This is a genomic window from Epibacterium ulvae, from assembly GCF_900102795.1.
Classification (GTDB): Bacteria; Pseudomonadota; Alphaproteobacteria; order Rhodobacterales; family Rhodobacteraceae; genus Epibacterium; species Epibacterium ulvae.
In genome coordinates, this window is sequence record NZ_FMWG01000014.1 from 16,339 (window position 1) to 35,317 (window position 18,979).

The 18,979-nt window shown below is 50.6% G+C and carries 19 protein-coding genes; 5 read left to right on the top strand and 14 right to left on the bottom strand.

The features are described from left to right. Positions 1–93: 93 nt before the first annotated feature. Positions 94–702: a L,D-transpeptidase gene (locus BLP79_RS16910; RefSeq protein WP_090220881.1), complete on the bottom strand. Its 609-nt coding sequence runs from the start codon at positions 700–702 to the stop codon at positions 94–96. A gap of 166 nt (positions 703–868) precedes the next feature. On the opposite strand from BLP79_RS16910, the gene dalA reads away from it, so the two are divergent. Next, positions 869–1,363 (top strand): divisome-associated lipoprotein DalA, encoded by a 495-nt coding sequence (dalA, locus tag BLP79_RS16915; RefSeq protein WP_090220882.1) that lies wholly within the window; start codon positions 869–871, stop codon positions 1,361–1,363. 21 nt (positions 1,364–1,384) lie between these two features. On the opposite strand, the gene BLP79_RS16920 is transcribed toward dalA, so the two are convergent. From BLP79_RS16920 to hslO, 8 genes are all read right to left on the bottom strand, one after another. Beyond that, a complete protein-coding gene (locus BLP79_RS16920; protein WP_090220883.1) occupies positions 1,385–1,906 on the bottom strand; it encodes a L,D-transpeptidase family protein in 522 nt (173 codons plus the stop codon). 59 nt (positions 1,907–1,965) lie between these two features. Then, the gene (locus tag BLP79_RS16925; protein WP_090220884.1) at positions 1,966–2,742 is read right to left on the bottom strand and encodes an ion transporter; all 777 of its coding nucleotides are present in this window, start codon (positions 2,740–2,742) and stop codon (positions 1,966–1,968) included. 16 nt (positions 2,743–2,758) lie between these two features. After that, positions 2,759–4,006, bottom strand: a complete 1,248-nt coding sequence (locus tag BLP79_RS16930) for a class I SAM-dependent RNA methyltransferase (protein ID WP_090220885.1) — start codon at positions 4,004–4,006, stop codon at positions 2,759–2,761. A gap of 40 nt (positions 4,007–4,046) precedes the next feature. Then, positions 4,047–5,891 (bottom strand): ABC transporter ATP-binding protein, encoded by a 1,845-nt coding sequence (locus BLP79_RS16935; RefSeq protein WP_090220886.1) that lies wholly within the window; start codon positions 5,889–5,891, stop codon positions 4,047–4,049. Beyond that, positions 5,888–7,726 (bottom strand): ABC transporter ATP-binding protein, encoded by a 1,839-nt coding sequence (locus BLP79_RS16940; RefSeq protein WP_090220887.1) that lies wholly within the window; start codon positions 7,724–7,726, stop codon positions 5,888–5,890. Before BLP79_RS16940 ends, BLP79_RS16935 begins: the two co-directional genes overlap by 4 nt. Before the next feature lie 208 nt (positions 7,727–7,934). Continuing rightward, entirely contained in the window at positions 7,935–9,089 is a 1,155-nt protein-coding gene (locus BLP79_RS16945; protein ID WP_090220888.1) for a CCA tRNA nucleotidyltransferase, read from the bottom strand. Continuing rightward, a complete protein-coding gene (locus tag BLP79_RS16950) occupies positions 9,086–9,688 on the bottom strand; it encodes a CoA pyrophosphatase (RefSeq protein ID WP_090220889.1) in 603 nt (200 codons plus the stop codon). Before BLP79_RS16950 ends, BLP79_RS16945 begins: the two co-directional genes overlap by 4 nt. Continuing rightward, the gene (gene hslO / locus BLP79_RS16955; protein ID WP_090220890.1) at positions 9,675–10,664 is read right to left on the bottom strand and encodes an Hsp33 family molecular chaperone HslO; all 990 of its coding nucleotides are present in this window, start codon (positions 10,662–10,664) and stop codon (positions 9,675–9,677) included. The genes BLP79_RS16950 and hslO overlap by 14 nt, the downstream gene beginning before the upstream one ends. A 78-nt stretch (positions 10,665–10,742) precedes the next feature. Here hslO and BLP79_RS16960 point away from each other — a divergent pair, with 78 nt between their 5' ends. Continuing rightward, entirely contained in the window at positions 10,743–11,189 is a 447-nt protein-coding gene (locus BLP79_RS16960) for an NUDIX hydrolase (protein ID WP_090220891.1), read from the top strand. Between the two features lie 16 nt (positions 11,190–11,205). Here the strand turns inward: BLP79_RS16960 and BLP79_RS16965 are convergent, their stop codons facing one another. Then, the gene (locus tag BLP79_RS16965; protein WP_090220945.1) at positions 11,206–12,438 is read right to left on the bottom strand and encodes a fused response regulator/phosphatase; all 1,233 of its coding nucleotides are present in this window, start codon (positions 12,436–12,438) and stop codon (positions 11,206–11,208) included. A 214-nt stretch (positions 12,439–12,652) separates the two neighbouring features. On the opposite strand from BLP79_RS16965, the gene BLP79_RS16970 reads away from it, so the two are divergent. Next, positions 12,653–12,976, top strand: a complete 324-nt coding sequence (locus BLP79_RS16970; protein WP_090220892.1) for an Hpt domain-containing protein — start codon at positions 12,653–12,655, stop codon at positions 12,974–12,976. Here BLP79_RS16970 and ilvA read toward each other — a convergent pair. Beyond that, entirely contained in the window at positions 12,973–14,211 is a 1,239-nt protein-coding gene (ilvA, locus tag BLP79_RS16975; protein ID WP_090220893.1) for a threonine ammonia-lyase IlvA, read from the bottom strand. The genes BLP79_RS16970 and ilvA overlap by 4 nt on opposite strands. Positions 14,212–14,276: 65 nt before the next feature. Continuing rightward, positions 14,277–15,011, bottom strand: a complete 735-nt coding sequence (locus tag BLP79_RS16980) for a hypothetical protein (RefSeq protein WP_090220894.1) — start codon at positions 15,009–15,011, stop codon at positions 14,277–14,279. Positions 15,012–15,143: 132 nt separating this feature from the next. On the opposite strand from BLP79_RS16980, the gene BLP79_RS16985 reads away from it, so the two are divergent. Further along, entirely contained in the window at positions 15,144–16,370 is a 1,227-nt protein-coding gene (locus BLP79_RS16985; RefSeq protein WP_090220895.1) for an argininosuccinate synthase, read from the top strand. 63 nt (positions 16,371–16,433) lie between these two features. Here the strand turns inward: BLP79_RS16985 and BLP79_RS16990 are convergent, their stop codons facing one another. Further along, positions 16,434–16,919 (bottom strand): hypothetical protein, encoded by a 486-nt coding sequence (locus BLP79_RS16990; protein ID WP_090220946.1) that lies wholly within the window; start codon positions 16,917–16,919, stop codon positions 16,434–16,436. Positions 16,920–17,151: 232 nt separating this feature from the next. Here BLP79_RS16990 and msrA point away from each other — a divergent pair, with 232 nt between their 5' ends. Continuing rightward, complete coding sequence (msrA, locus tag BLP79_RS16995; RefSeq protein ID WP_090220896.1) at positions 17,152–17,820, top strand: peptide-methionine (S)-S-oxide reductase MsrA; 669 nt, start codon at positions 17,152–17,154, stop codon at positions 17,818–17,820. Positions 17,821–17,977: 157 nt separating this feature from the next. On the opposite strand, the gene BLP79_RS17000 is transcribed toward msrA, so the two are convergent. Then, a complete protein-coding gene (locus tag BLP79_RS17000; RefSeq protein WP_090220897.1) occupies positions 17,978–18,853 on the bottom strand; it encodes a hypothetical protein in 876 nt (291 codons plus the stop codon). Between the last annotated feature and the right edge of the window lie 126 nt (positions 18,854–18,979).

Here is an 18,979-nt window from a genome sequence, read left to right on the forward strand (position 1 = left end):
CGCAAGACTTACCTCGTGATTTTTACTAACCAGCTCGAAAGCAAAAATGCAATCACTTGCGCAATCAAACGGGCGGCAATCAGCCAACAATCGTCAAATTAGCAACACCTGTGTTCCCACTTTTGCAAGGCTATAAAGCTCGGCGATATGCTCATTATAAAGGCCAACACAGCCATTGGATGACTTGCGCCCGATCTTGCGGGTGTCATGCGTGCCGTGGATGCGGTAGTATTTCCAACTTAGGTAAAGCGCGTGTGTTCCCAATGGGTTATCAGGACCTGCCGGTATAAACGCTGGCCATTCAGGATTGCGTTTTCGCATGTTCGGCGTCGGCGCCCAGCTGGGGCCTTCGACTTTTCGGATGATCTGTGTCCGCCCGCGACGGGTCAAATCATCAGACAATGGAACCGAAGAGGGGAATAATTTGTAAGTTGCCTCATCTTCGGACCAATAGTGCAAAGCACGGCTGTCGATGTCGACGAGAATCGCCCCTTTACGAAGATGATCGAAGTAGGGGCGCCAGTCTTTGGATCGGAAAGACGAGATATTGCGTTTGACGGGCGGCTCAGGTTCTGGCGGTGGGCGCAAAGGATCAAAGGCAGGTTCAGCTACCTCTTGCGCAAGGGCAGGTGCAGCCAGAAATGCTGCCGCGCTGCTCAAGAACAGCCGTCGGGACGGGGTATTAATACGGAAGTCAGACATAAATGAACTCTCTGCACACTCAATTGAAGGCATGTGAACATGATATGACCCGAAAGCCGCAGTCGCAAATCAAACCCTACCGAAACCAGCATTATCCCGCCCGCCCATTTGCGCCAAAGCAACAGGAACGATATGAGCAACAGGAACAGATCCTATGTGGTGAACTATGTCGCGTCTTTTTTTGATACTCGCACTTTCTCTGACAACCCTGGCTGCTGCCTGCACGACCGCAAGTGTTCCGACAGCTAATCAAGGCGGTGTCTATAAAATCCGGAATGCAGACAGGGTGCAATTGCGCATGCTTGATTCTGTGAACGCGCTGCGCGAAGCAGCTGGCCGTCCTCCCGTAAAACTGGATGCATTGCTCAACGCAGCCGCGGCAACACATTCGCGGGACATGTCTGTCCAAAACCGTCCCTGGCATTTTGGTTCAGATGGTTCGTCCCCATTGGATCGCGTTGCGCGCACAGGCTACACGGGAACATTGGTGGGGGAAGCAATCTCGGAAACCTATGAGACCGAATTGCAAACGCTCACAGCCTGGATGGAAGAGACTGGCACTCGCTCGGTTATCTTGGATCAACAAGCGCAAAACATGGGTTTTGCTTGGTTCCAAGAGCCAAACGGAAAACTATGGTGGACCTTGGTGATGGCGATCTGAACGCCATCACAGTTTGTGAAATCACGCGTTGATAAAAATTGGGATGCCCGTGTTCACCATCGCGTAGATTTCAGCCATTTCTTTATTCTTCACTGAAATACAACCCGCTGTCCAATCATCGAGACGCGCTGCACGATCACGATCTTTCCGGCGATTGGGCTCACCGTGGATAAAGATATCTCCACCGGGGCTTTTGCCCATGGCGCGCGCCTTTGCGATGTCACGTGCGTTGGGATAGGAAATCCCGATCGACAGGAAAAAACTGCTATTGGGATTACGGCGATCAATCCAATAGGCCCCCTCTGGTGTCCGACCATCGCCTTCAACGGTCTTGTGCCCACGTGGAGCAAACCCCAAACCTACACGATATTTTCGCAGGACTTTGCTATCGTTCATTAGGTACATCCGACGCAGGCCTTTTTGGACAACAATCGAAGTCACCTCTGGCCCATGATAAGGGCGCACTGCAGGTGTGGAACGCGAACTACATCCTGCTACCGCCAGGCTGGCAACAGCTGCCAAGCCAAATGCACGTCTATCCATTGCTCGTTCTTTCTACTGCCTCAAGGACGCCAATAACGATGTTTTGATCTGCGCCCAAATCACTTCTTTGTTTGTTCAGCCAACAATTTTTCGATGCGCTCCAAACGCCCCAATACATCATCACGGTAGGCATCTGTCTGGACACCTTCTTCGGCACTGTGCGCGTCTTGCATAGAATTCACAATCAAACCTACCAAAAGGTTAACAACGGCAAAGGTTGTCACCATAATAAACGGAATGAAAAAGGCCCAAGCGTAGGGGTAAACCTCCATCACCGGGCGCACGATTCCCATGGACCAGCTTTCCAAGGTCATAATCTGGAACAGCGAATAGCCTGATTGTCCTAATGTGCCGAACCATTGCGGAAAGGTATCAGCAAAGAGCTTTGTCGCAATCACCGCACCAATGTAGAAGATAATCGCCATCAAAAGGAACACAGAGCCCATCCCGGGCAGGGCAGTCACAAAACCTTCGACCACCCGGCGCAGACTGGGCGCGACTGAGATCACGCGCAACACCCGCAAGATACGCAAAGCCCGCAAAACTGAAATCGCCTGCGATCCCGGAACCAATGCAAGCGTTACAATGATCAGATCAAATACACTCCATCCGCTGCGAAAGAACGCCAGTCGCCGTACAGCAAGTTTTGCGATGATCTCAACCACAAAGATGGTGAGGCAAGTTTTATCAAGTAAAACAATCAGGCCACCAAAGCGCGCCATGATGGTATGAGACGTCTCTAAGCCTAGCGTAACAGCGTTCAGCAGAATGACAAAAATGATAAACCGCCCAAAAGCGGCGCTGTTTAAGACATTGGACACAAGCGTGAGAGGCATGAAAGGCTCCGCAAAATTAAGAGTCTAAAGTGAAAGAGGCTGCGAGCTCCGCATGTGAGGACCAGCGAAACTGATCTACCACTTGAACCCAGTTCAGATGATAGCCTGCATCAACCAAAACACGGGCATCCCGCGCAAACGTGATCGGATTGCATGAAACATAGGCAACCACTGGCGTCTGCGCCTTTGCCAACTCTCGGACCTGCGCCTCGGCTCCTGCCCTTGGTGGATCAATGACAACCGCTTCATAACGCGCGCCAAACGGGTTCAATTCATCCGGCAGGACGGGACGGCGAAACAAATCACGGGTTTCTGATGTGACTTTGCGCAGCCCTTGGGCCTTGCGCCACCCTGTATCCAGTGCAGAAATCATATCACGTTCACCTTCAACCGCGTGGATTTCCGCACCCTCTGCCAAAGGCAGCGCAAAGGTCCCGCAACCGGCAAACAGATCCATAATCCGTTTGGCACCTGCGGTGATTTCTTTCACTGTGTTCAGCAGCGCCTGCTCTCCATCACGGGTGGCCTGCAAAAAGGATCCGGCTGGTGGGCACACACGCGCTGCGCCAAAGGCTTGTACCGGGGGTTGTTCCATGGCGATCAGCTCATCCTCCCACACGAGACGTGCGAGTTTAAACCGATCTACAAGCTGTGCCAGATCCATCCGTAACGGCCCATCCAACGGCTTTCCATGCTTCACAAGAACATCCAGCCCGACTTCGGAAGTGGTCACAGTCACCGCCAATGGCGTTTTGCGACTGGCTCCAATCATCGCCAATGCCTCAGCCATCGGCAGCGCGGCCATCAAATCAGGAGACAGCAGCTGGCAATCAGGAATTTCGGTGATCACGCCAGAGGCGCGCCCATGAAACCCAACAGTAGCGCCCTTTTTCGTGCGCCGCGCCGCAAAGGTCGCGCGCCTACGGGAGCGTTCAGGCGAGGTATTAATAGGGCGAAATTCAGTCTCTAGCCCTTGTGCAAGAAGGGCCTGCTTTACAAAATCCTGCTTCCAGTCAGCCACAAATGTATCTGCTGCATGTTGCAGCTGACAGCCGCCACATGATTTATAGTGGCGACAGGGCGCCTGCACCCGATTGTCACTGGGAGTTTCAATGCGGATCTCGTTCAGGTTTTGCCCATCTGCAATCCCGCTCACCACTTCACCGGGAAGCGTACGGGGTGCAAACAAGGGGCCATCAGCGATTCCGTCGCCCTGATGGCCTAAACGAGTGATGGTTGCGGTAAGTCTGGCTGCCTGTGTCATGTCGCGGTGATACCTGAGCCCTGCCCAGCGCAAAAGCGCTTTATTCGGCTGCCTCGGTTTGTTCATCGGTTTGAATGAACCCACCAGACTGACGCGCCCAGAACTGTGCATAGCGCCCTTGGGCCATCAGCAATTCACTATGACTGCCCATCTCAATGATCTGACCCTGATCCATCACAATAATCCGATCCATTTCGCTGAGCGTCGATAAGCGATGCGCAATGGCTAAAACGGTTTTCCCCTGCATTACACGTGTCAGAGCAGACTGGATCGCGGCCTCCACCTCAGAATCAAGTGCAGATGTGGCCTCATCCAACACTAGGATTGGCGCGTCCTTCAAAATTGCGCGCGCCAATGCAATCCGCTGTCGTTGTCCGCCTGAGAGTTTTACGCCCCGTTCGCCCAGATGCGCCTCATAGCCTTTGCGGCCCTGTCCATCTTCAAGATCCTGAATAAATGCATGCGCTTCTGCCTGCTCAGCCGCTCGCACCACTGCCGCTTCATCTGCATCAGGGCGACCATACAGAATGTTATCAAGCGCCGAACGATTAAACATGGCCGTTTCCTGCGTCACCATACCGATCTGATGGCGCAGAGAATCCTGTGTCACACGTGAAATATCTTGGTCATCAATCAAAACGCGACCATTTTCGGTTTCGTAAAGGCGCAGCAAAAGAGAGACGAGCGTGGATTTCCCAGCGCCAGATGCTCCCACAATGCCAATCTTTTCGCCCGGTTTAAATGTGAGCGAGATATCCCGAACACCGCCGATGTTACGACCATAGGCAAAACTGACCTGATCAAACTGAATTTCACCCTTTGACACAGAAAGTGCAGTTGCGTCTGGCAGGTCTTCAACCCGGTTGCGGGGCGTCAGGGTTTTCATACCGTTTTCGATTTCACCCACGTTGGAATAAATTGCCATCAGCGTAAAACTGACCCAACCTGTCATCTGTGCGATACGGATCGCTACGGCGCCAGCCGCCACGATGTTGCCTTCGGTTGCTTGGCCTTGCTGCCACAACAGCAATGTCGCACCGATCAATAAAACCGGTAAAACACCCGCAATTGCCACCAAACAGAACCGGAAACTGGCTGAAATATATCCAAACTCTAAGGCACGTTCACGAAATTCGACCATCGCATCTTGGGCCGCGCGCTCTTCATGTGCGGAATGCGCGAACAGTTTCACCGTTTTAATATTGGTGATCGAATCCACCACTTGCCCCGTGATATTGGCCCGCGCGCCTGCCCGTGCGGCTGATTTTTTGCGCACGCGGGGAATAAAATAGCGCAGCAAGGCAAAATACCCGACCAACCAGAACACAAAGATAAAGGTGATCCGCCAGTCCACCGACCCAAGCAGCACGATGGCACCCACCAGCGACGCGAGCGCAAAGGCCACGACATTGATCACTTCGGTTGTAACACTCGCTACGGCATTAGCCGTTTGCATCTGTTTTTGCGCAATCCGCCCGGCAAAATCATCATCGAAATAACTGACAGATTGCCCCAGCGTCCAACGGTTCAGGCGCGATTGCACCAAAGGCCCGATATTAGGTCCCACAATGATCGAATTTGAGGCTGCCGACAGACCAAAAAGAACCGGGCGAACAAACAGGAAGAACGCCAAACCGCCGAGTAACATCAAAAGGTTGCGACCTTGAAAGATCTGACCTGGTCCGGTTGTCAGCGCCGTGTCGATCACCAGCCCCAGAATATAGGCGGTACTTGCCTCCATCGCGCCTGCCAAAGCAGAACAACAGGCAGCTATACACAGCATTGGCCATGCGCCCGATAGACACCAGCGCATAAATGCACCAAGTGTCTCAGGCGGTTGACCCTTGGCTGGCCTGAATGCGTCGATTAAATGTCCCAGCTTCATTCTGCCGCCTCAAGATTCAAAAAGCCGCCGGATTGGCGCGCCCAGAACTGTGCATATAGGCCTTCTTTTTGCAAAAGCTCTTCATGGCGACCTTCTTCTACAATTTTTCCTTTATCTAACACCAGAATGCGGTCCATTTGCGCAATCGTGGACAATCGGTGCGCAATCGCGATCACGGTTTTGCCCTGCATCATCCCATAAAGCGTTTCCTGAATCGCGGCCTCGACTTCGGAATCCAAGGCTGACGTGGCCTCATCCAGCACCAATATCGGTGCGTCCTTCAAAATGACGCGCGCCAAAGTCACCCGCTGGCGTTGCCCACCAGAGAGTTTCACGCCGCGTTCACCCACGTGCGCGTCATAGCCTTTACGACCCTCTGGGTCCTGTAGGTCTAGAATAAAATCATGTGCCTCAGCCTGTTTCGCTGCTGCAAGCATTTCGTCTTCGCTCGCATCTGGACGGCCATAAAGAATATTATCACGCACAGAGCGGTGCATCAGCGCGCTGTCTTGTTGCACCACACCGATATGCCCGCGCAAAGAGGCTTGCGTCACATCACGAATATCCTGCCCATCAATGCGGATGGCTCCGTTTTCAACATCATAGAACCGCAGTAACAGCTTTACCAAAGTGGACTTACCAGCACCCGAGCGGCCAATCAGACCAATCTTTTCTCCAGGTCTGATCTTCAAAGACAACGCATCAAGGCCACCCTGCCCGCGGCCATAATGGTGGCTGACCTGATCCAGATCTACCCCGCCGCTTTGCAATTTCAGGGGTTTGGCATCCGGGCGGTCCACCAGATCAATGGGCTGTGCAATCGTTTCCATCCCCTCTGAAACAACGCCCAATTGGCGGAAGAAGGCTGTCAGCGCCCACATGATCCAACCTGTCATGGCATTCAGACGTAACGTGAGCGCGGTTGCCGCCGCTACAACACCGATGCTTGCGCTTCCTTGCATCCAAAGCGCAACACCCCAGCCAACCACGCCCACGATCAACAGACCATTTAAGGCAACCAACACGCCATCCATGATGGTAAAGATCCGCATTTCCACCTGAAATGTCTTTCGCGTGCCTTCTATCGCTTCCTTTGCATAGGACAGCTCACGATCATGATGGGCGAACATTTTGACAGAATGGATGTTGGAATAACTATCCACCACTCTCCCCGTAACTGTAGAGCGCGCATCAGATGATGCCTTGGACGCCGGGCCAACCCGTTTAACTGTCCATCGGACCAAAAGTGCATAGAGGGCAAACCAGATGGCCAATGGGATCATTAACCGCAAATCAGCAACCCACAACAAAACAGCGGCACCAATCAAGTAGGCCAGTGAAAAGGTAATTGCATCAAAGACTTGAAACACCACTTCTCCAGCAGCGGGGGGGGTTTGCATGATCCGGTTGGCGATGCGTCCAGCAAAATCATTTTCAAACCAGCCCACAGATTGCCGCAGTACATGTTTATGTGCGCGCCATCGAATAAGCGTGCCAAAGTTGGGTAGGATCGTATTGTTCAGCAGCAGAACATCCAACAACTGAATCACTGGGCGCACCAATAGAATAAACAAGGCAACGCCAATCAATTCGGCACCATGACGTTGCCAGACCTCTGCCGGATCCCCGTTCAAAAGATCAACGATACGGCCCATATAATAGATCAGACCAATTTCGACCGCGGCTACGGCAATTGACAGCAAAGCCGCCAGTATAAAAACCCGCTTAAAAGGCTGAGAATAGTCGCGTAGAAACGGCCACAGACGCGTCGGCGGCGTGTTCTTTTCGCTGTAAGTACAATAAGGGTCGACAAGGTTTTCGAAAAATCGAAACATGATAAAGCTCCATCAATGAGCAAAATATAGACATGCAGATGCGTGCTGCGGCCAACTAAGACCCCAGTCAAACGGGTAGGGTCTCAGACGTTAAAGAAACCAGATCCCGTAATGCATAGGCAGTCCTCCATCATGTGTGTGTGACATCCTATACGCGAAACACTCACCAAAGTCACCTGCAGAGTTGTGCGAGATCAATAAGTTTCCGTCATCCAGAGGATTTCAGCAATGCGTCTTTGTCTAGAGCAAAGCCACTGTTGATCCAAAGACCTTCAAGGCGGCGCAGCTCATCCCCCAATGCAACGCCTTGAAAACGTGCGATCAGATCTTTGGAAGAAATCGGGAATTTAGCCTGCGCGCCAAGCCTGATATCGCGCTCTAAATCAGAAATGACAGGTTGCTCCAACAAAGCTGCACGCAGAAAAAGCGCCTCTCGGGCCTCCTCGGAACCAAGGCGATAACCAAGTTCAGCAGCACCCTGCGTGCCTGTTGCGGCAGCGCGCAACCGGCGCAGACGTGCGCCTTGCGCTTTGCTTAACCGCATAGGCGCGACCAGTTCCTGACTGCCCAGCGCGGCCAGCCTGCGGATCGCATCAGGCATCATCCCTTGATCAAAATGACACAGCAAAGCGAGCGCACGGTCGTCTATGCCGGGGAGCAAAGTACCCAAAACACCAGTCTGGCGCATTCCAGCAACGGCCGGCGCAGGATCACGCGCCGCCAGGAGCTTTAATAATTCGGTGCCCACCCGTTCACGGGACAATTCAGACAACCCATCCAAATTGCTTGCAATTGCATCCAAAGCGTCAGGATCAAAGCCTGCATCAACATCGCCATACCACGCATGAAATCGGAAAAACCGAAGCGCGCGCAAATAGTCTTCGCGGATGCGATCACCGCCATTCCCGATAAAACGCACACGCCGGGCTTTCAAATCCTCTAGCCCCCCCAAAGGATCGAAAACCTGCCCCGCTGCATCGGCATAAAGCGCGTTCATCGTGAAATCGCGACGGTGCGCATCTTCTTTAATATCTGTAGAAAAAGCCACCACAGCCCGGCGACCATCCGTTGCAACATCTTTTCGAAAGGTGGTGACCTCGTAAGGTTTCCCATCGACCACAAGAGTGATCGTGCCATGTTCGATACCTGTTGGTATTGCCTTGATGCCTGCAGCGCGCGCCAATTCTAAAACCGTTTCCGGCCGCGCATCTGTCGAGATATCAAGATCATTCACTGGCGTACCCAGCAAGGCGTTGCGCACACATCCGCCAACAAAATAGGTCCGAGCACCTTTCGCGGTCAGCGCTGTACAGACCTTTTGCGTGTCCTTTTCAGTTAACCAAGGCTGGTCAATCGTGATCATACCGCCATCCGATCTGCCAACCCATGCAGCATACGCGCTGTGGCACCCCAAATATAATAGGGGCCATACGGCACTGTATAATAGTGTCGACGCTGCCCCCGCCATCTGCGGCCTTCTATGGTAAAATTCTCAAGGTTCAAAACATGCGAGAGAGGCACTTTAAATATCTCATCAACCTCACCGGGTTCGGGACGGGGAGTAAAGCACTGCTCAATCACCGCAACAACTGGCGTAACCGTAAATCCTGTCACGGTTTCATGGTTCGGCAATGTGCCAAGAACACGGGCATGGCTTTGTGGCAGACCAATTTCTTCCCATGCTTCACGCAAAGATGCTGCAACTGGTCCAGTATCATCTGCATCGACTTTTCCACCGGGAAACGCAATCTGCCCTGGATGATGTTTTAACGCCGAGGAACGTTTCGTCAGCACCACCTGCGGCGCAGCCTGCGTAAGGTCAATTGCCATCAGAACACCTGCAGGCCGTAATCTTCGTCCTGCAGGTAAAACCACATCTGGATTCAAATCAAAGTCAGACGACCCGTTTCCGGATCGCCCAAGCGCATGTTCGAGCTGGGTAAACAGCTTAGTCACGCGCATCCTTTTCCGCATCAAACCCTAGGGTCTTTGGATCCAAATCGTAATGCGCGCTGCAAAATTGGCAATCTGCAGTCACCCGTTCGTTTTCATCTGTCATCTTTTCAATATCTTTGGCGGAATAAATCGACAGGCTCTGACGAACACGCTCTTCAGAACAGGTGCAGCCGAACTTGACAGATTGTGCATCATAAACGCGCGGTTGTTCCTCGTGAAACAATCGCAGCAAAAGATCTGTTGGCGGCACCGATGGGCCGATCAACTCTAACGCTTCAACCGTGCTCAACAGCATATTGACGCGATTCCAGTTTTCTTCGATCTCACCGGAAACCAAATCCTCTGCCGTCATGGATTTGCCTTCGCCATCTTGGTCCGCCACAAAAGGCGATGCTTTAGGCATATGCTGCAACATCACGCCACCAGCACGCCAGTGTTCGGGCACACCCGGCGTGATAGAGCGGCCAAATTCCAGTTTAAATTTAGTCGGCAGCTGCTCGGACTGCGCAAAATAGGCTTCAGCACTGGATGAAATAGAAGTTTCATCCAAGGCCGTCAGCCCCTGATACGGCTTGGTCCCCTGCCCCTGATCGATCATTACCGCAAAATAACCGCTACCCACCTGTTCATAAGGTGTGCCGCCATGAACCAAACGATCTTTGTCAAAGCTTGCATAGGCCCGGATGCGAGCCGTTTCGCCCTCTTTCTGGGGCGCATAGTAATCCGTCGCGATCATGCGAACAGGACCATTAGACTGAACCTGTAGCGACAATTTCCACTGAAGCTTTACCGTCTGTCCAATCAGCGCGGTCAGCAACGCCATTTCAGCCACCAACGCTTCCACCACTGGAGGGTAATCATGTTGTTTCAAAATGCCATCCAAAACACCATCCAGACGCGCCACGCGGCCGCGCATGTCGGATGCATCGAGCTGAAAAGGAAGGACGGTATCGTCCCAGGCGATTTGAGAACTAAGGGTCATGGGGTTTCCTTAATGGCCAGAGATTGGCATATCGGCCCTATATAAGCTGAGGAACACAAAGGGGAAGAGGGCTAAGGCATGATCCCACGATTTGGTGCGCCAGCGCGCAAAGACAAACATTATACACTGCGTCACGGCGCGTATGCGCTATTGCCGCGCGATGGCAAATTGCTGATCACCTGTCAAATGACAGATATCGCGGACCTGCAATTGCCTGGAGGTGGCATTGATCCCGGCGAATCTCCAATTGCAGCATTGCACCGCGAAGTGTTTGAAGAAACCGGCTGGTCCATTTGTGCACCACGCCGATTGGGCGCGTTTCGGCGGTTTGCCTATATGCCAGAATACGATCTATGGGCTGAAAAACTGTGCCATATTTACGTCGCGCGCCCTGTACGCTCTCTTGGTCCACCTCAGGAGGACAATCACCAAGCACTTTGGACAACACCCGATGCCGCTATTGACACACTTGGTAACGATGGTGATCGCTACTTTGTCAAAACCTATTTTGACAGACTGTTCTGAGGCCGCTGCGCATCCATCAATCTGGATGATATTCAAAAAGAGTCGCTGAAACATCATCTTCAAGACCATGTTCCTTGCTCATGATTTGAGTAAGGTTCCAATAAAGTTCATCTAAAAATTCTTTGCCGCTTTGCCCTGTGTCACATTGGCGGACAAGATCCAGCAATCCCTCGTCATCCAACATTTCGCCGTTTTCAAGCCGAGCTTCCGTAATACCATCAGAGTACAGCAATAGCCGATCTCCCGCTTGCAGGTGCAGTTCTTCCTGCGAGTAGGAAATATCTGGCACCAGACCAACCGGCACACCACCCTGACCAATGAATTCCGTGGTGCCATCTTTGCGTAACAACAAAGGATGCGGGTGCCCGGCTTGTACCAGTTTCAACAGACCACTGCGCAGATCGACAATGCAGTAGGCCATCGTGAAATATTCTTCGATCCCAGTATCCGCAATCAATCTGGCATTCAGAATAGTGGCGACATCTTCTGGGCGCTTCAGGGCGTAAAACCGATTAAAGCGTTTTTCCATAGCAACATTCTGATCAAAATGTTTGGATGAAAGATAGCCCCCCAAACGGGCTGTCATCATCGCCGAAGTGATACCATGGCCAGAAACATCAATGGAATAAAATCCAAGGCGGTTTTCACCCGGAGAAAACATACCCACAAGATCGCCGCCAATATGTCCGCAAGGTCTTAACAGCAAGCTGACATTTGAACTGCCAAAATCGCGCGACAATTCAGGTACAAGTGATTCTTGAATCTTACGCGCCTGCATCAGATCCTTATCAATCGCATCATAGACGCGCTGCAATTCATCCAATGTTTCTGATACAATCTTGTTCTTATCCGAGAGCTCTCTCTGCATGCGTAATATACGCTCTCCAGCAGAGATACGCGCACGAAGTTCATCCGAGCTCACCGGTTTTGTCAGAAAATCATCTGCTCCAGAATGCAGACCTTCCGCGATTTCATTCTTTTCACTTTTGGAGGTAAGAAGAATAAAATAACTATAATTATCAGATGCTTGTTTTCTTAATGCCTGACAGAATTCCAGGCCATTCATGCCAGGCATCATCCAATCACTTAAAATAAGATCCGGTGTTTCAGCTTGGCAAATTTCCATCGCTTTTTCACCGCTCTCCGCCTCAACAACATCAAAGCCCCATTTCTTAAGAGAAGCGGCAAGAATTCTGCGTTGCAGCCGACTGTCATCAACCACAAGAACGCGCCTGATTGAACCAGTCATCGCGCCGGGATCCACATCATCAAATTGCGTGTTTGGCAGCACCAAAGGTACCTCGTTAAAAGCTGTGATCGATTATTCTTCACTCTGTACTATCCCGCCAGAGACTTAAGAGAACATGAAAATGAAATTTTTAGCGATTCCGTACTTTCATACTAATTTTACCCTTGTCAAATTATCATCGCGTGAAGTCTGCGACGAGTGAGAAAGTAAGGGTATGATAGATTGGTCAAGAGTAACCGAACTCAGAGATGAAATCGGAGCTGAAGACTTTGAAGAAGTTGTTGAAATATTTCTGGAAGAAGTCGAAGAGGTTATTGGAAAGCTACAGTCTGATGACCGTGGCACTCTTGAACAAGACCTACATTTCCTGAAGGGGAGCGCCCTAAATTTGGGCTTCCAGAGCTTTTCATCAAAATGCCAAGATGGAGAATCACTATCCGCTCGCGGTGAAGCAAGCACAGTGGATTTGAAAGAAATTTTAGCACTTTATGAAAATTCAAAAACTTCCTTCTTGGGGGAATTACCAACACGTTTCTAAATAACAAACTGGGCCATGGTGTCGTCATTTGTGATGTCTGTAAACGTCATTCCAGCGTCTTCCAAACGCGCAGATAGCTGCACAAAGTGACCGGGAGCATTGGTTTCGATACCAATAAGCACTGAACCAAAATTTCGCGCTGACTTTTTCATATATTCAAATCGCGTAATATTATCTTCCGGTCCGAGAAGTTCCAGAAAATCTTTTAACGCACCAGGGCGTTGAGGAAGACGTAGAATGAAATATTTCTTCAATCCTGCATACCGCTGTGCGCGCTCTTTGACTTCCGGTAAACGTTCGAAATCAAAATTTCCTCCAGAGGTCAGGCACACAACCGTTTTACCACGCAGATAGGCGTGGATATCTTCAACCGCTTCAATCGCAAGTGCACCTGCTGGTTCAAGCACAATTCCTTCAAGATTGAGCATCTCAACAATCGTATTACAAACCCGGTCTTCGGAAATTGCGATCGTGTCTGAGATATGCGTGTCTTTCAGCAGCTCAAACGGTTTATCACCGATGCGCCCAACAGCGGCACCATCAACAAATGTGTCAACTGTATCTAATGCAACCGGCTGATGCGCCATCAAAGCAGCCCTCAGACAGGCCCCACCCGCAGGTTCCACCAACACACAATGCGTGCGTTCATTAAAATACGTGACAACCCCAGACGACATCCCGCCACCGCCAACAGGTAAAATGACATGATCAGGCGCACGCCCCAGCTGCTCTTCGATCTCGACCGCGATTGAGGCCTGACCTTCGATGACATCATCATCATCAAAGGGGGATAAAAAATGCCCGCCATTGTTAGCGCACCACTCTTGCGCGGCAGCGAGACAGATATCGAAATAATCCCCCACAAGGTGGATTTTCACATGCTCACCGCCAAACATCTGCGTTTTCTGAATCTTTTGTTGCGGTGTCGTGACCGGCATAAAGATCACGCCCTGTTTGCCCATCTGCTTGCACATAAAGGCAACACCCTGAGCGTGGTTCCCCGCCGAAGCCGCAACAAAAAGATCCTGATCTGGCTGCTTGCGCATCGCATTCAGCGCGCCCCGGATTTTGTAGGATCTGACCGGACTCAGGTCTTCACGCTTCAGGTAAATATCTGCGCCAAAACGCTCAGACAGCAGCACATTGCGCTGCAAGGGAGTCGCGGGAAATACATCACGCATCGCAGCTTCAGCAGCACGCGCGCGGATTTCAAAAGAGGGCAAGGCATCAGTCATGCCCCCTTGGTGGCGCAAGCCCAGGCCGATGGCAAGGGGCGTGCGCAGTATTCATATTAATACAGTCAGGAAAGCGAGCGCCCTTCGACGTAGTGACCGTAAAGCGTGGTGATGACGCTGACTTGGACCATCCCCCAAACGCCTTGGACAAAAAGAAACAAGGGCAGGCCCAAAACTGGAATCGCCGCGATCGAATCCGCGCTCCGTTCCAATAGAAATGAAACCAAAGAAGAGAGGAGGACCAGTACGAGAATAGCGGTCTCTGCGCCTGTGGTCTGCCCCCAAGCTTCTTTAATTTTGAGAGGCTTTCCTATCGCTGCAGCTGGCAGGATTATAACCAGCCGATAAAAGCAAAAAGTCACTCCGATAACGATAAAAAACATCATCACCACCATCATCATTGGCCCAGCAGCCGATCCTATCGTCAAAAAAATACCGAAGGGGATCACACTAACAATCATTAGCAGACACAAAAGCAGAAAATGGGCAACATAGGACATCATCGGGCCAATCCTAAAAGCGGGTAAGAAAAACAAACCACGATCTTCAAGAAGCACGTAGCGGTGCCAAGCAGTAATCCCCCAAACCAATAGAGTAAAAAACATTAACACAATGGCTCCAGCTGACAGTTCTATTTGGACCGAAGACATTGCTTTGCCAGCAGCAGACCCAAAGAACCCGACAACGCCTAAGACCCACAGAGCACCGATCGCACTAAGAGGCAGGATGGTCTTGAGCACTTGGGGAAAATTACGCAGCACCATCACAACGGAATGTTTGAAAATAATGAAACCATGCATGATGGTTCTCCTTAGTCTTTCTTAAAAATCTTTGGGCACTATACGAGCGGTTTCGCCACGGAAAACCCTAATTTCCTTGCCTTGCTCGACAAAACCCGCTACGGCGCGTACGTTCTGACTGAGAGGAAAACCATGTCCGCGCCCAAGAAAGTTGTGCTCGCCTATTCCGGCGGCCTCGACACCTCGATCATCCTGAAATGGTTGCAGACCGAATATGGCTGCGAAGTTGTGACCTTCACCGCTGACCTTGGTCAGGGCGAAGAGCTGGAACCGGCCCGTAAAAAGGCTGAAACCCTCGGGATCAAACCGGAAAACATCCATATCGAAGATCTGCGCGAAGAATTTGTTCGCGATTTTGTCTTCCCGATGTTCCGCGCCAATGCACAATATGAAGGCCTGTATCTGTTGGGCACGTCTATTGCGCGCCCTCTGATTTCCAAACGTCTGGTCGAGATCGCAGAAGCCTGTGGTGCGGATGCTGTTTCACATGGCGCAACCGGCAAAGGTAACGATCAGGTTCGTTTTGAACTGGCCGCCTATGCGTTGAACCCTGAAATCACTGTCATCGCGCCTTGGCGTGAGTGGGATCTGGGAAGCCGTACCAAGCTGATTGAGTTCGCGGAAAAGCATCAAATTCCGATTTCGACAGACAAACGCGGCGAAGCCCCCTTCTCGGTTGATGCAAACTTGTTGCATACCTCTTCCGAAGGAAAGGTGCTTGAAAACCCGGCTGAGGATGCGCCCGAGTACGTCTACCAGCGCACCGTTCACCCCGAAGATGCACCAGATACGCCTGAGTTCATCGAAATCGGCTTTGAAAAGGGTGACGCAGTCAGCATCAACGGCGAGGCCTTGAGCCCAGCAACTATTCTGACCCAGCTGAATGACTACGGCCGCAAGCACGGCATCGGTCGTCTGGATCTGGTCGAGGGTCGCTATGTGGGTATGAAATCCCGCGGTATCTATGAAACCCCTGGTGGTACCATTTTGCTGGAAGCACACCGCGCAATCGAATCCATCACCATGGACAGTGGCGCGATGCATCTTAAAGATGAGCTGATGCCAAAATACGCCGAGCTGATCTACAATGGCTACTGGTATTCCCCTGAACGTGAAATGCTACAAGCCGCGATTGACGCCAGCCAAACCCATGTGACCGGGACTGTGCGCCTGAAGCTGTATAAAGGTCTGGCACGCACCGTAGGTCGCTGGTCTGATCACAGTCTCTATTCCGAAGAGCACGTAACCTTTGAAGAGGATATGGGCGCTTACGATCAAACCGATGCAGCGGGCTTTATCCAACTGAATGCTCTACGTCTGAAATTGATCGCAATGCGCAACAAACGCGTCGCGAAATAAATCCAAAAGAAAAAGCCCAGCTCGTTCAACAAGCTGGGCTTTTTTGTGTCTGTGGTGAATGGCTTAGTCGTCGTAGGAAATAATGGTCATAACTGCGACCATTACAATCGCGTATGCCACGTGACCAACAAGAGCGACCCAAGTGATACCTGAGAAGTTCAGGAAAAACGGCAGGCCTGCCACAGCCGTAATGCCGCCGATCGCAAACACCCACAACCCTACGCCATAGATCGCTGATGGCAGCAGCCAATGTGTATTCCCCATGATGCGTTGCCAAATGGGGCGGAAAATAAACAGCCATCCAATGGGATATCCAACCAATCCAACAAGGTAAAAGTGAACGAAGTAGCCTGCAAAGGTGCTTTTGGGCAAACCAAGCGTGCCCAAGAGGCTTTGTGCCAGCCCATGTGGAGACAATGTTGCAAAACCTAAGCTTGGGCTAACCAATTGCCCCCAAAGATCAAAAGCGATTGTTGCAAGCACACCTGAAATGAACATCAGTCCAAGGGTTTCTACGGTCAGTGCGGGGCGCGTAATTTTATGCTTCATCATCGTATCTCTTTTTTGTTTTGTGCGTTTGATCTCCAAATAGGGAGGAAATCGCGAATACAATAGCTCTTGTAAAACTTCTCTCACCAAGGTGACGATCGCGCAGAAACTGTAACATTCCCCTTTCTCCGTTCAACACAGCTGAACTCTGATAAAACGCTATAACACTGACGTGAGCACGAATTGCCAAATGCTGTAAACTCATCGAAGTATAGAGCAGGAGGGCCAAATCATGCGGCTATTTTCATCTGCACGTAAACACATGTTATTGGGCGGGCTGATCGCTCTGGCATCTTTTGCGCAAGCCAATTCAAGCTCTGCTGGTACCGAGACGCTAACGGTCGCCGGCGGGTGTTTCTGGTGTGTCGAAAGCGATTTTGAAAGCGTTCCAGGAGTTTTGGATGCGGTCTCGGGCTTTACCGGAGGCACGGTTGATAATCCTACCTATAAACAAGTGACGAAGGGTGGCACCGGCCACTATGAAGCGGTCAAGATCACTTTTGATTCTGACAAAGTCAGCCGTGCAAAACTGCTGGATCTGTTTTTCCAGTCCGTTGACCCAACCGATAGCGGAGGGCAGTTCTGTGACCGTGGTGCATCTTATCGAACAGCTGTTTTCGTCTCAAACACAGAGGAACAAAAGCTAGCTGAAACGGCCGTCCGAAACGCCCAGCGCGCGCTTGGTCAGACCATTGTAACACCTGTGCTGCAAGCAGGCGCATTTTATCCGGCAGATGCCTATCATCAGGACTACTACAAAGGGTCACGGTTGGTGATTACGCGCTTTGGCCCCAAGAAACAGTCTGAAGCCTACAAACGCTATCGGGCAGCCTGTGGACGTGATGTACGTGTGCAGCAACTGTGGGGCAATGACGCGCCCTTTATCAAAGCACATAAATAAGAAAGAACCGGGCGCTGATCAGCGCCCTTTCTTTTGACAGCACGTAGATAAGGCGTTTTGGTAGGACTGATAACCGAACAACCCGCATCACATTGAAAATTGAGCCTTATCGACGAGAGAGCTCCACAGCAAAATGCTCATTTCATAAATTGAATTTCTATTCCTTATTTTCAACAGGACGGAATTTTTCGACAGCTTCATCAAAGTAGTCAGTCATCTGGATTTGATGTCCAGATACATTTTCGAGTAATTGCATTTCTTCTTCTATGCTGGTCACGGGATATGTCCGATCAGCCCACGCATCTACGATCACAGCATCAGGGTTCCATGTATGTGGGTTTGTGATATCGCTGTCGGGATTTCGACCGATAACAACCATGGTGTGGTCTGGTCCGTCAGTCAGAGAATAAGGTTGGTCTGTGATGGAGTTGCGGAGTGTTGGGATTTTCATAAGTATACCTGCACTGTCCAAGTCATTGAGTTTTATCAATTCAGGATTTAGGTCAGGATGATTTTGATTTATTTTCGCAAATGCAATTTTCCCCATTTCGTCGCAATTCCCTGCGACCCAGGGTGTTTGATTGTTGGAAAAGTCATTTTTCATTGAACTTTTATAGTAGTCTGAAAGTGCAGTTAAGTCGGCATCTGCAACAATGTTTTTTATTTCTTTCTTACTTATGGAGTGGGGTGCTTCACTTAAAAATTCAGTAATTTCAAACTCAGATTCATCATCGACAATCTCTCGTAACTTTTCTAATTCTTTGCTAATGCGATGTTTATCCCCGTGTTTAAAAGCTCTCGCGTTCTCATCTAGTTTTAGCGTCGAACTATCCCTATTATCAGCTATGACACGCATCACATTTTTAATGTATGATATCGTCTCTCGACCAATTTTTTTTCTAATCTTAATGTTGTTATCAATTTCATACGAGTTAGCTTTCCAAGCCTCTGGGAAAGTATTGTTTGAGGGGTTGTTCACCTCGGCTTTAGTTTGCTCAAATAATTTTTGTTTCTTGTAAGCAGAAGATTTCAAAAATGCAGCAGTATTGGAACTTCCTGCTTCAGAAAAAATTCTTGTTTCAGGTACCGCTGGTTGGGAAGAATGTGTATTTGGGGTGATCTCCTTATTTCTCCAAAAAATTAATAAAATTCTCCAAAA

Excerpts from the sequence above, each read along its gene's own strand:
- BLP79_RS16980 (WP_090220894.1), bottom strand. The coding sequence starts at position 15,011 with ATGCATGGTTTCATTATTTTCAAACATTCCGTTGTGATGGTGCTGCGT.
- BLP79_RS16960 (WP_090220891.1), top strand. The coding sequence starts at position 10,743 with ATGATCCCACGATTTGGTGCGCCAGCGCGCAAAGACAAACATTATACA.
- ilvA (WP_090220893.1), bottom strand. The coding sequence starts at position 14,211 with ATGACTGATGCCTTGCCCTCTTTTGAAATCCGCGCGCGTGCTGCTGAA.
- BLP79_RS16910 (WP_090220881.1), bottom strand. The coding sequence starts at position 702 with ATGTCTGACTTCCGTATTAATACCCCGTCCCGACGGCTGTTCTTGAGC.
- BLP79_RS16990 (WP_090220946.1), bottom strand. The coding sequence starts at position 16,919 with ATGAAGCATAAAATTACGCGCCCCGCACTGACCGTAGAAACCCTTGGA.
- BLP79_RS16940 (WP_090220887.1), bottom strand. The coding sequence starts at position 7,726 with ATGTTTCGATTTTTCGAAAACCTTGTCGACCCTTATTGTACTTACAGC.
- BLP79_RS16970 (WP_090220892.1), top strand. The coding sequence starts at position 12,653 with ATGATAGATTGGTCAAGAGTAACCGAACTCAGAGATGAAATCGGAGCT.
- BLP79_RS16920 (WP_090220883.1), bottom strand. The coding sequence starts at position 1,906 with ATGGATAGACGTGCATTTGGCTTGGCAGCTGTTGCCAGCCTGGCGGTA.
- msrA (WP_090220896.1), top strand. The coding sequence starts at position 17,152 with ATGCGGCTATTTTCATCTGCACGTAAACACATGTTATTGGGCGGGCTG.
- BLP79_RS16965 (WP_090220945.1), bottom strand. The coding sequence starts at position 12,438 with ATGACTGGTTCAATCAGGCGCGTTCTTGTGGTTGATGACAGTCGGCTG.
- BLP79_RS16950 (WP_090220889.1), bottom strand. The coding sequence starts at position 9,688 with ATGCGCGTGACTAAGCTGTTTACCCAGCTCGAACATGCGCTTGGGCGA.
- BLP79_RS16925 (WP_090220884.1), bottom strand. The coding sequence starts at position 2,742 with ATGCCTCTCACGCTTGTGTCCAATGTCTTAAACAGCGCCGCTTTTGGG.
- hslO (WP_090220890.1), bottom strand. The coding sequence starts at position 10,664 with ATGACCCTTAGTTCTCAAATCGCCTGGGACGATACCGTCCTTCCTTTT.
- dalA (WP_090220882.1), top strand. The coding sequence starts at position 869 with ATGTCGCGTCTTTTTTTGATACTCGCACTTTCTCTGACAACCCTGGCT.
- BLP79_RS16945 (WP_090220888.1), bottom strand. The coding sequence starts at position 9,089 with ATGATCACGATTGACCAGCCTTGGTTAACTGAAAAGGACACGCAAAAG.
- BLP79_RS16985 (WP_090220895.1), top strand. The coding sequence starts at position 15,144 with ATGTCCGCGCCCAAGAAAGTTGTGCTCGCCTATTCCGGCGGCCTCGAC.
- BLP79_RS16935 (WP_090220886.1), bottom strand. The coding sequence starts at position 5,891 with ATGAAGCTGGGACATTTAATCGACGCATTCAGGCCAGCCAAGGGTCAA.
- BLP79_RS16930 (WP_090220885.1), bottom strand. The coding sequence starts at position 4,006 with ATGACACAGGCAGCCAGACTTACCGCAACCATCACTCGTTTAGGCCAT.